Source organism: Campylobacter concisus (genome assembly GCF_902460595.1).
Taxonomy (GTDB): Bacteria; Campylobacterota; Campylobacteria; order Campylobacterales; family Campylobacteraceae; genus Campylobacter_A; species Campylobacter_A concisus_BL.
Window position 1 is genome coordinate 180575 of record NZ_CABPVA010000004.1, and the last position, 12521, is coordinate 193095.

Genomic DNA, 12521 nt, shown 5'->3' on the forward strand with positions numbered 1-12521 from the left:
AAAGAAAATTTAACTTAGAATTTTTATTTTATTATTTTAACAACTTTGAATTTATATTAATATTTTGTTAAATTTTCTAAAAAATGGCTTTTAAACTTAAAGTGTAGGATAAATCTGAGCTGATTTGACCCTTTTTATATAATAAAAAAGTAATATTATTAGTAATATAACAATTTAGATGAGTAAAATCCTAAAAATTAGCTTAAAAATGAAATATAATTTTCTTTCAAAGAGCGCTATATCAAGTTAAAAACTTAAAGCTTAAAAAAAATAAGTAGTCATTAATATTTAAAATCTCAAATACCTATATAATTTCACTCGGTAACAAATTTTTACTAAGGAGAAGCTGTTATGGCAACCAGAAAAGAACATGATTTTATTGGCGAGTTGGAAATTTCTGACGAATTTTACTATGGTATCCAAACATTTAGGGCTACTGAAAACTTCCACATGAGTGGTAGAACATTAAAAGAGTATCCATACTTTGTAAAGGCATTTGCACAGATCAAAAAAGCTGCTGCACTTGCAAATAAAGAGGTTGGTGTTTTAGATCCAAAGATAGCTGATGCTTTGGCAAAAGCTGCTGATAGAGTAATAGCTGGCGAGTTTTTAGATCAATTTGTCGTTGATATGGTTCAAGGTGGCGCAGGAACAAGTACAAATATGAACTCAAATGAGGTCATCACAAACATCGCACTTGAGAGCCTTGGTCACAAAAAAGGCGAGTATCAATACATCCATCCAAATGATCACACAAACCTTGGACAAAGCACAAATGATACTTATCCAAGCTCTATTAAAGTAGCAACTTATGCAAAACTTACTGACTTGCTTGCTGCTATGAATTTACTAAAAGATGAGCTTGAGAAAAAAGCAAAAGAATTTAAAGATATCATTAAAATGGGTAGAACAGAGCTTGAAGATGCCGTCCCTACAACACTTGGCAACACTTTTAACGCATTTGCAAGCTATATCAAAAGTGACATTGAAAAGATAACAGCTGCTCGTGAGTCAATGACACATCTAAACATGGGTGCAACTGCGATAGGCACAGGCATCAACTGCCACCCAGAGTATAAAAATGTAGTTGTTAAAAAACTAAAAGAGATCACTGGCGTTGATTTCAAAAAAGCTGATGATTTCATCGCTGCTACACAAGATACTGCAGACTTCGTTCACGTAAGTGGTGCGCTTAAAACCGCCGCTGTTAGACTTTCTAAAATTGCAAACGACTTAAGACTAATGAACTCAGGTCCAAGATGCGGTCTTGGTGAGATAAATTTACCTCAAATGCAACCAGGTAGCTCAATCATGCCAGGTAAGGTAAATCCAGTTATCGCAGAAGTTGTAGGTGAAGCGTGCTATGAGGTTATCGGCAACGATGTAACTATCATGCTTTGCTCTGAAAGAGGCGAATTTGAGCTAAATGCGTTTGAGCCAGGCATCGCTTATGCACTATTTAACTCTATATTTATCCTTGAAAATGCTATGAAAACACTAGCCCAAAAAGCTATCAAAAAACTTACAGCAAACCCTGAGGCTTGCCTAAAATCAGTTCTTGGCTCAGTTGGTATCGTAACAGCATTTAACCCATATATCGGTTACGAAAAATCAGCAAGCATCGCTAAAGAAGCCCTTCAAACAGGCAAAGCTGTTGGCGATATCTGCCTAGAGAGAGGCTATCTAAGCAAAGAAGAGATCGATAAGATTTTAGAGCCTAAAAATATGCTAAATCCGAGCATGGTTAAGTAAAATTTTAAGCAAAGTATTATTAAAAGCGTGCCAAAATTCTGACACGCTTAAGTGGTGATTTTAGTAATAAAATTTAATAAAGGAGTTTTCGATGGATATAATGCTGATTTTACAGATTATAGTCCTATTTGGCGGCATCTATCTTGGTGTCAAACTAGGTGGTATGGGCGTTGGCTACGCAGGTGGTCTAGGCGTTGTGATACTTGCTTTACTTGGTATGAAAGTCGATATGAAAGATATCCCTATGGATGTTATCTTGATCATCGCTTCAGTTATCTCAGCGATCACAGCTTTGCAAGTTGCTGGCGGACTTGATTATTTAGTTCAAGTAGCAACAAAAATTTTACGCAAGAATCCAAAACAAATCAACTTTCTTGCTCCGATAGTTACTTACTTTTTAACTATCCTTGCAGGAACTGGACACACTGCGTTTTCTATGATCCCTGTTATCGTTGAGGTTGCAAAAACTCAAAACATCAAACCTTCAGCTCCACTTGCGCTTTCAGTTGTCTCTTCTCAAGTAGCGATCACTGCAAGCCCTATCTCAGCTGCTTTTGTTGCTATGAGTGGTCTATGTGAGAAGCTAGGTGTTAGCTATCCAGTGTTGCTATTTATTTGTATATCAACTACATTTGTAGCGATGATTATCACTGCGTTTATTATCAATAAATTTTACGATCTTGACCTTTCAAAAGATCCTATCTATCAAGATAGACTTGCAAAAGGTTTGGTTGCAGAGGTTAAGGATGTCGAGTATCACGAGCCAAAACCATATGCAAAAAGATCAGTTGCTATCTTTGCAGTTGGCGTTTTGATCGTAGTTTGTTATGCGCTATGCATTTCAAAGAGCTTAAATTTAGTAGAAAAACCTATCCTTTCAAGGGATGCAGCTATCATTAGCTTTATGCTAACTATCGGCTTTACAATAGCAGTAGCTTGCAAAGTTGAGACAGGCAAACTTCTATCAACTAGCACTTTCCAAAGCGGTATGAATGCGTGCATCTGCGTTGTTGGTATCGCATGGCTTGGTACAACATTTGTTAATGGACACCTTGACGCTATCAAAGAGGTTGCAAAAGACTTCGTTACTCAGTATCCATTTATTCTAGCTGTTGCGCTTTATTTCTTAAGCTGCTTGCTATACTCACAAGCTGCTACAACAAAGGTTATGATGCCTGCTGTTGCTGCTGCTCTTGGTATGACTAGCCCTGAAAATTCAGGTCAAATTTGGATCCTTGTAGCTTCATTTGCTGCAGTTTCTGGTCTATTTGTATTGCCAACATATCCTACAACACTAGGTGCGATAGCGATGGATGATACAGGAACTACAAGAGTTGGTAAATTTGTATTTAACCACTCATTCTTCATCCCAGGAACTATAATGGTTGCATTATCAGTTATCCTTGGATTTATAGTAGCTCCAGTTCTTATATAAAACTTAAGCCGAGATCTCTCTCGGCTTTTTTAACACACTTTAAATTTTCAATTTTTATATCAAATCCTTAAATAATATCTCTTTTTAAATTTTAAATTTTTCATTTTTATAAATCACGTAAAAATCGCGCTAAAATTTAATCCATCTTAATTCATTATTTTTTAAAATTTGCTCTATTTTGATATTTAATCTCACATATCATAAAAAATAAAAACTAAAAAAAATTATTAAATAAAATTTAATTTTAGTTTTAACTTTAAATAATAAAATAACAGAAGTAAAATTTCTTTTAAAGGGAGAAAGATGAGCTTAAATAGAAGAGAATTTTTAAAATTCAGTGCAGGAGTTAGCGCAGCTGCATCATCTCTATCAGGTGGTGCTTTGCAAGGTGCTGCAAATGAAGGCAAAAAGCACGTTCATAGCTTTTGTGAGATGTGCTCTTCAAGGTGTCCTATCGAGGCAAAAGTCGTTGATGGCAAAGTTCGCTTTTTAAGTGGCAATCCAAAAGCTGGCGGCACGGCAACCTCTCTTTGTGCAAGAGGCGGCTCGGGACTTAGCCAGCTCTATGATGAAAATAGGATCAAAAAGCCATTAATCAGAGCTGGTGAGAGAGGCGAAAATAAATGGCGTGAGGTTAGCTGGGATGAGGCGCTTGACTATGTCGCCTCAAAGATGCTTGATATCAAGCAAAAGTATGGTCCTGAAAGCTTTGTCTTTACCTGTAAAAGCTCGCAAACGCACAAGCTAATGGTAAATTTTGCCTCAGCTTATGGCTCGCCAAACTGCTTTTCACACTTTTCATGCTGTCCGATCACCTACCAAATGGTCTGCGAGCAGATGTATGGCATCGCTAAGCTAAAAAGAGACTTTGCAAATGCAAAATACGTTGTAAATTTTGGTCACAACCTCTTTGAGGGCATCGTCATAGCTGATGCTAAAAAGCTTGCTAAATTTGCAGCTAGCAAGGATACAAAGCTACTTGTGCTTGAGCCAAGATTTAGCGTTGTAGCTGCAAAAGCTGATGAGTGGCTACCAGTTAAACCTGGCACTGATCTAGCATTTGTGCTAGCACTCATCAATACATGGATACAAAATGGTACTTACGATAAAGAATTTATAGAAAAATTTACAACTGGCTTTGATGAGATTGTTAAAAGCGTAGAGGGCAAAACGCCTGAATGGCAAGAGACAATCACTGGCATAAAAGCAAGTGATGTTAGACGCATCGCTGATGAAATTTATAAAGCTGCTCCAAGAGTTATTTTTGATTTTGGGCATAAGACAACTACCACAAGAGCTGAATACATGAGGACAAAAGCCATCATGGTTGCAAATGCGATGATGGGCAACTGGGAGGTTAAGGGCGGTCTTTTTGGTGGCAAAAACGCAAAGACCTTTAACAAGCTAGTTGGCGAGGATAAATTCCCAGTTCTTAAAAACCCAGATGAGAAATTTAAAGTGCCAAAAGTCACTAGACTAGACTTCGCTGGCGAGGCTGGAGCGCATAAATTTGTAAGCAGAAAACATGGCGTTTTGATGGATATAGATAACGCTATCTTAAACGAGAAGCCATACGCCATAAAAGGTTGGTTTAACATCCGCTTTAACTACCTCATAAACGTAGCTGAGACGATGAAGAGCATAGAGGCGATGAAGAAGCTTGAGCTCATCGTAGTAAGCGATGTCTATCTAAACGATATGGCAACCTTTGCTGATGTCATCTTGCCTGAGAGTAGCTACCTTGAGCGCGACGAGGGCATAGAGGACAAGTCAGGTCTAAAACCAGCTTATATGATAAGAAATAAAGTCGTTGATCCAGTTGGAGACACGAAGGATGGGGCGTTTATCTTTAGAGAGCTAGCACGCCGCATGAAGATAGATGAGCTTTACACTTGGAACGACATACGTGAGTTTAGGATGCAGCAAGCTGGCGGAGATGTAAATTTACTTGCAGCTCTAGAAAAAGATGGCTTTATCACGTGGGATGAGCCGGGAATTTTGTTTAGAGAAAAAGGCATGATCGATAAATTTATCGCTAAATATCCAGTCGCTTCTAAATTTGTAGGAGAAAATGGGCTAATGGACGATATGGCCAAACTTAAAACAAAAAGCGGCAAGATAGAGCTATTTTTACCTGATGTCGAGGCACAGTTTGCAGGATATGGCGCGCTAAATGACAAAGATATGGACACATTTGACGGACACGAGCTTTGCCTAACTTGCGGCAAAACGCCTATTCATACCAACGGTCACACCCAAGCAGTGCCATTTTTAAATGACCTTATGAGCGATAGCCCTATCTGGATCAATCCAAACACCGCTAAAAAGCAAAATTTACGTGACGGCGACACGGTTTTAGTCAAAAATAAATTTGGCGAGCAAAAGGGCAAGCTTATGGTGACTGAGGGCATTAGAGAAGATACGCTCTTTATCTATCACGGCTTTGGACACATCACGCCAGGCCTTAAGAGCATAGATCACGTAGGGCTTAACACAAGCGTGCTTCTTGATCCAGCTGAGGGTCCGGTGGCTGCGACTATGGTTACAAATGTTGGCGTTAGCATAAGTAAAGCGTAAGGATAGAAAATGAAAAAATATATGATGATACATGATGAAAATTTATGCATCGGCTGCCAAGGCTGCTCGGTAGCTTGCAGAAGTGCAAACAACGTGCCAAGGGGACTTTACCGCTTGCAGGTGCATGCAAAGATGAGTGGGACATTTCCAAATTTAAAGACTGATTTTTTACGTCAAAGCTGCGTTATGTGCGAAGATGCACCTTGTGTTGAGGTTTGCCCAACTGGAGCTAGCTTTAAAACGGCTGATGGCGTGACGCTGCTTGATCACAGAATTTGTGTTAGTTGCAAATACTGCATCCTAGCCTGTCCATACGACGCTCGCTACGTCTTGCCAGATGGCGAGATAGGCAAATGCACATTTTGCTATGAGAGCAGGCTAGAAGAGGGCAAAGACCCAGCTTGTGTGAGCGTCTGCCCTACAAATGCCCTAACTTTTGGCGACGTAAATGATGAAAACTCTAAAATTTCAAAGAAACTAAAAGAGAGCAAATACTACTTGCCAAAAGCGGAGTTAAACACAAAACCTTCACTTGCGATGATCGCAAATACAAAAGGAGCACACCATGAATAACATGTCAGGAAGCCTAGCTCAATACACAGAAATTTACTGGGGCTGGCCGATAGCTTTTTATCTATTTTTAGCAGGACTTAGTGCAGGTGCTAGCATCGTTGCTGTGCTCATCTCAAATAAATTTGGCAAGGATAACTACTACTTTAAAGCAGCCGCTCTTATCGCTCCAGTGGCGATCATCCTTGGACTTGCTCTTTTGGTGCTTGATCTTGGCAAGCCGCTTAGCTTTTACTGGATACTCTTGCTTTACAACTTTGACTCAGTTATGTCAATAGGCGTTGCTCTGCTTCTAGTTTATACACCTCTTAGCGTTATATACGCGATTGGTGCGTTTAAAAACGAGATCGCATCGCTTAAAATTTCTCTTTTTGACGCGCTTGCAAATTTAGCTAGCAAGCTTTCAGGTTTGCTTGGAGTTTTACTTTTCATCTTAGGCATCGGCGTTGGCGCATATACGGGCTTTTTGCTAAGTGCAGCTCACAAGATCGCACTTTGGAACACGCCAGTTCTACCAGTATTATTCTTAGTCTCTGGCTTAAGCTGTGCTGGTGCATTTACGCTATTAATAGGCGTGCTAAAAGATGAAAAGAGAGAGCAAAACCAAACTGCACACTTTTTATTAAAATTTGACTTTTCAGCGATAATAGTCGAGTTTTTGCTGATAGTCGCACTTTTCATGGTTGTAAAAGGTGCAAGTGCAAGTGGTGCGCAGAGCGTAGCAAACGCACTTAGTGCAAATTCTCTTGGGCTGATGTTTTACATCGGCGTCATAGGTCTTGGTATGGCTGTGCCTATCATTTTAGACTTAAGCGTTTTAAAGGTGCATGATTTCAAACGCGAATTTGCCGTGCTAAACGCTATTTTAGTCATTTGTGGTGTCTTTTTGTTAAGATATTACATAGTCTATGCAGGACAAATTTTTATTTAATACTTAAAAAAGAATTTTAATTTGAAATTTACCTATTAAGTATTACAATAGATAAAAATCTTATTAAAGTTTGTTTTTTAGGAGAGCATTTTGAAGATTTTGCTTTTAGAAGATGATCTAGGGTTTCAAGAGAGCGTCTGTGAGTTTTTACAGACGCTTGGTTATGAAGTTACAGCGGTGAGCGACGGTCAAGAGGCTTGTGATCTGATAGAGAAAAATTTCTATCACCTTTTTATACTTGACATAAAAGTGCCTGGAGTAAATGGTCACGAAGTCATCAAATATATAAGAAGTCTAAATCCAAACGCTCCTATCATGATAACGACATCTTTGGTTGATATAGATGATATGGCGATTGGCTACGAGCTTGGCTGTAATGAGTATCTAAAAAAGCCATTTGAGCTAGCTGAGCTTAAATTTAGAGTTGCTGAGCTTATGAGAAAGTACTATGGCACTGACGATAAGAACATAGTAAAGATAAATGACGAGTTTAGCTTCAACCTAAATAAACGTGTGCTACTTAAAGATGGCAAGATGGTCGATCTTAGCGCAAAAGAGGTCGCTTTGGTCGAGTGTTTGGTCTCACATCTAAATTCTTACGTCAGTATGGAGGAGCTTAGAGATCTTGTCTGGAACGACAAAGAGATCGAGGGCGCTGATATAAGGATGCACGTTTTAAAGATAAGAAACAAGACAAACAATAACTTTATCATCTCAAAGAGGCGCATAGGCTACAAGATAGATGCACAAGAGCTTTAAGATCCAGATCATAGCGACATTTGTCATAATGTCGCTCTTTTGCTTTCAAAGCTTTGTGATCTTAAATTTAAGTCAGAAAAATAGCAGCTCAAAGGCTCTCTTTGGCGCTATGAAGCATGAAACCATCATTAAAAATTCATTTCTCAAAAATGAAAATATAGCTAGCTCACTAAAATATAAATTTGCGATTTATGACGTCAATTTTAAACCAGTCATCTCAACGCTTAGCAAAGAGCCAAGTAGCTTTAAATTTGTAACGCTAGAAGAGGGCGGATATCTCTTTTACAAGAGCTTTTTTATAAAAGATAAGACCCCTTACTACATCGTCGTAGAAAAGGAGCTTGATAACAAAAAGAACATCTTTTTAACAGCCATCATGCTGCTTGTCATCCTTGTGGCAGTGCTTTTTATCGTCTATTTTTTATATTTAAGCAGCGTAAAGCCTTATAAAGAGTTTCAAAAGTATATGAACAACTTCTTTAACGACGCTATGCACGAGCTAAAGACCCCACTTGGCGTAGCTGGCATGAACCTTGAGATGCTAGGGCTTGAAAACAAGTATATAACACGCATCAAAAATGCCCTAAAACAGATGCAAATAACCTACGAAGATGTCGAGTTTTTTATAAAGCGTGGCTATATCAAATTTCCAAATGAACGGCTAAATTTAGGCGAGTATGTTAAAGAGCGAGTGAAATTTCTCTCAAGCGTGGCTGATGTCAAGAGTATCGAGATAAAGACAAATTTAGCAAGTGAGGCATTTACTATGCTAAGCAAGGTAGAAGCTCAGCGCATCATCGATAACACCATCACAAACGCCATAAAATACAGCCCAAAAGAGAGCGAGATAATAGTAAATTTAGAGCTTGAAGCAGATCGCATAAATCTTAGCGTGCAGGACTTTGGCAAGGGGATAAAGGACGTCAAAAGGGTCTGGAAAAGATACGTCAGAGAGGATGAAATCCAAGGTGGCTTTGGTCTTGGGCTAAATATCGTCAGTGAAATTTGCCAAAAACATGAAATTTTATACGGCGTTGATAGCGTTTATAATGAAGGCAGCACCTTTTACTATAAATTTAAACGAGCTTAGATTAAGCATAAAAGCGTAAAATGAAGCCTTAAATTTAGAAGGAAAAACTTTGGATAGAATCGTTGAAATCGAAAAAGTAAGCTTTGAAAATGACTTTGAAGTCTCGCTTAGACCTAGCAAATTTGAAGACTACATCGGCCAAGAAAAGATAAAACAAAATTTAGACGTCTTTATAAAAGCAGCCAAAAAGCGAAACGAATGCCTAGATCACGTGCTATTTTACGGCCCTCCAGGACTTGGCAAAACCACCCTTGCTCACATCATCGCAAACGAAATGGGCGTAAGTATCAAAATGACTGCGGCTCCCATGATAGAAAAGAGTGGCGATCTTGCTGCGATCCTTACAAATTTACAAGAGGGCGACGTGCTTTTTATCGACGAGATCCACCGCCTAAGCCCAGCTATCGAGGAGGTGCTTTACCCTGCGATGGAGGACTTTAGGCTTGATATCATAATTGGCTCAGGGCCGGCTGCCCAAACTATCAAGATAGACCTGCCAAAATTTACGCTAATAGGCGCAACTACGCGTGCTGGTATGATCTCAGCGCCTTTAAGAGACCGCTTTGGGATGGACTTTAGACTGCAGTTTTACACAAGCAGCGAGCTAAGCCGTATCGTGCAGATAGCCTCTGCTAAGCTTGGCAAAGAGTGCGACAAAAATGCCTCGCTTGAGATCGCCAAACGCTCACGTGCCACGCCAAGGATCGCTCTTAGACTATTAAAGCGAATTCGCGACTTTGCCGAGGTAAATGACGAGCAAATCATCAGCCACGAGCGTGCAAAAGAGGGGCTTAACGCGCTTGGTGTAAATTCGCTTGGATTTGACGAGATGGATATTAGGTATTTAGAAATTTTGATGCAAGCAAGGCGCCGTCCCATGGGACTTAGCACGATCGCAGCGGCTCTTAGCGAGGATGAGGGCACGGTGGAGGACGTCATCGAGCCATATCTGCTTGCAAATGGCTTTATCGAGCGCACAGCAAAGGGCAGGATCGCTAGTGCGAAGTGCTTTGAGACCTTTAACGTCAAGATCGATATCGAAAAAGGGCTTTTTGAGTAGAGAAATTTAAATTTGGAGCAAAAATGAGCGAGCCACATCTTTGTCCTAAGTGCGAGCAAAGGACGATTTACTTTGACGGGATCTGCTACTGGTGCAGGCAAAAAGAGAAGCTGGAGTTTTATGAAAATTTAAGCGAAGATGAGATCAAAAAGAGGCAGAAAAATATCCTCGCTCACATTGACGAGCTAGATAAATTTGATGAAATTTACAGCGATCTCACATATATTTTTTACGTGCATGACATTTGCGATGAGCAGATCATCGAAGAGCTTACAAAAAACGGCGAGTACTACCCACCTGAAATTTACAAAAAGGCTTCAGAAGGGCTTAGAGATGAGCTTATAAAGAGACTTTCAAGCGAAGAAAATATAGTCAAGCTAAATCACATCCTCTCAGCGCTCGCGTGGCAGGGCGATGAGGTAGTAAGGGAGCTATTTTTTAGGCTTTATGGTGCGCCAAAGCCTTGGAAGACGAAGCTTTATGCCGACACTGATGGATACTCGCAGACTGCTGGCTGGAGCTTTGATAGCAGTGGCAAGAGAAGAAGCCTTGTTTTTGATAAGTGTTTTGTTTGCGAGCCAAGTCAAAATGCAGACGCAAGCGTTAAATTTAAAGCTGCAAATGATGAAAAATGTAAATTTTGTAGCGGCAAGATGCTAGAACTTACCATCAAAAAGGAGAGCCTAAAGCGATTTGGACTAGAGCTTAAAAATGACGCTGTGCTTAAATTTTGCCCTACATGCGTTGGCTTTGTGCAGTACTTTTGCCAAAATGACGGCAATAACGTGCAAACTGACACCGTTGGTGAGGGTGAGAGCGAAGACTATGTAAGGGACGCTGTGGCGGTGCTTGATGGGCAGAAATTTGAGCTAGCAAACGAGGTCTGTATGCACTATGCGGCTATGATCGATGGCGAAATTTTGCTTGGTGGATATCCGCAGTGGCAACAAGACGCGGAGTACTTGCACTGCCCAAAATGTGGTAAAACGATGAAATATCTAGCGCAAATTCCTTTTGGTGGCTTGATAGACGGCGAGGGAACGATCTATATGCAAATTTGCGATGAGTGCGAGGTTGTCGGAGCAAATTTTCAGTGCACGTAAAAGGCTGAATTTATAGAAGCTTTTGAGCTAGAAAATTTACGTAAGGCATAAATTTATCTGAATTTGCTAAGCATCAGTGCCACGCTAAAATGCCAAAAGCCCACTCTTTGCAAATTTGGTGCCAAAGCGTTTTAGCAAATTTATCAAGCAAATGAGTAGCTTTGATAAATCTGCTATAATTACCCCATTTTAAGGGAGCGAGATGAATAACAGGCTGTTTTTTGGAATTTTTGCGTTTTGTGCTTTGGCTTTGGTGGTCTATCTTTTTAAACCATTTTTACTTGACATTTTTATCGCAGCGCTGCTTGCAGTGGCTGTTGCGAACGTGCAGATCGCATTTTTAACGCTTACTAAAAACCGCAAAACGCTCTCGTCAGGTCTTACGACATTTGCGCTTCTTTGCCTATTTATCGCGCCACTTCTTTACGCAGTCGTAGAGATCGCAAAATACGCAGCTGGCTTTGACATAAACAACGTCACAAAGACCATTGAATTTATCAAAAACTACGACTTTAGCCTGCCAGAGTCGATAAATTTCTTAGAACCAAAGATCAAGGAATTTATAGGCGGGCTTGATATCAAGATGCTCTTTTCGCAAGTCGCTGCTAATCTTGCAAATTTAGGCAAACTAAGCCTTAAATTTGGCGTTGATATGATCATCATCCTAGTCTTTTTCTTCTTTTGCAATCTTTATGGCAACGAGCTTATAAACTACCTAAAAGAGGCGCTTCCGCTTAAAAAAGAGGACACTGAGTCGATACTAAGCGAGGTTGGCAACGTGATGGGCGTCGTTTTTTACTCAACCATCGCAAATATGATAATTCAGGGCTTTTTATTTGCCATTATCACCAGTTTTTACGGCTATGACGGCGTGCTAACTGGCATCTTTTTTAGCTTCGCTTCACTCATCCCAGTCGTTGGCGGCTTTTTGGCGTGGGCGCCTATTAGCATTTATGAGTTTGCAAATGGCAACACAGCAGCCGCTATCACGATCGCACTTTACACTATTATCGTGATCTCATTTGGCGCTGACACCTTGCTAAAGCCGCTTGTCATTAAATTTATAAACTCAAAATTAGTCAAGATACCAACAAAGATAAACGAGCTACTCATCTTTTTTGCGATGATCGCTGGCATCACGACGTTTGGCTTCTGGGGCGTGATCCTTGGACCTGCGATCGTGACATTTTTTGTCTCAACGATCAAGCTTTACACGCTTTTGCGAGAGAGAAATTTCGTATAAA

General features: G+C 40.0%; 10 protein-coding genes. All 10 read left to right on the forward strand.

What is annotated here, in order from left to right:
• Positions 1–351 precede the first annotated feature (351 nt).
• Complete coding sequence (locus F3G86_RS07935) at positions 352–1752, forward strand: aspartate ammonia-lyase (RefSeq protein ID WP_021090103.1); 1401 nt, start codon at positions 352–354, stop codon at positions 1750–1752.
• Between the two features lie 91 nt (positions 1753–1843).
• The gene (locus F3G86_RS07940; RefSeq protein ID WP_021090082.1) at positions 1844–3187 is read left to right on the forward strand and encodes an anaerobic C4-dicarboxylate transporter; all 1344 of its coding nucleotides are present in this window, start codon (positions 1844–1846) and stop codon (positions 3185–3187) included.
• A 303-nt stretch (positions 3188–3490) separates the two neighbouring features.
• Entirely contained in the window at positions 3491–5764 is a 2274-nt protein-coding gene (phsA, locus tag F3G86_RS07945) for a thiosulfate reductase PhsA (protein ID WP_149723558.1), read from the forward strand.
• Between the two features lie 9 nt (positions 5765–5773).
• Positions 5774–6337 (forward strand): 4Fe-4S dicluster domain-containing protein, encoded by a 564-nt coding sequence (locus tag F3G86_RS07950; protein ID WP_009294242.1) that lies wholly within the window; start codon positions 5774–5776, stop codon positions 6335–6337.
• Positions 6330–7265 (forward strand): NrfD/PsrC family molybdoenzyme membrane anchor subunit, encoded by a 936-nt coding sequence (gene nrfD / locus F3G86_RS07955; protein WP_149723559.1) that lies wholly within the window; start codon positions 6330–6332, stop codon positions 7263–7265. Before F3G86_RS07950 ends, nrfD begins: the two co-directional genes overlap by 8 nt.
• A 90-nt stretch (positions 7266–7355) precedes the next feature.
• Positions 7356–8024 (forward strand): response regulator transcription factor, encoded by a 669-nt coding sequence (locus F3G86_RS07960; protein WP_009294240.1) that lies wholly within the window; start codon positions 7356–7358, stop codon positions 8022–8024.
• Positions 8008–9114, forward strand: coding sequence for a sensor histidine kinase (locus tag F3G86_RS07965; RefSeq protein WP_107916537.1), 1107 nt, complete (start codon positions 8008–8010; stop codon positions 9112–9114). Before F3G86_RS07960 ends, F3G86_RS07965 begins: the two co-directional genes overlap by 17 nt.
• Before the next feature lie 49 nt (positions 9115–9163).
• Positions 9164–10174: a Holliday junction branch migration DNA helicase RuvB gene (gene ruvB / locus F3G86_RS07970; RefSeq protein WP_012140129.1), complete on the forward strand. Its 1011-nt coding sequence runs from the start codon at positions 9164–9166 to the stop codon at positions 10172–10174.
• Positions 10175–10197: 23 nt separating this feature from the next.
• Entirely contained in the window at positions 10198–11277 is a 1080-nt protein-coding gene (locus F3G86_RS07975; protein WP_149723560.1) for a cytochrome C, read from the forward strand.
• Between the two features lie 202 nt (positions 11278–11479).
• The gene (locus tag F3G86_RS07980; protein WP_021087361.1) at positions 11480–12520 is read left to right on the forward strand and encodes an AI-2E family transporter; all 1041 of its coding nucleotides are present in this window, start codon (positions 11480–11482) and stop codon (positions 12518–12520) included.
• Position 12521 lies beyond the last annotated feature (1 nt).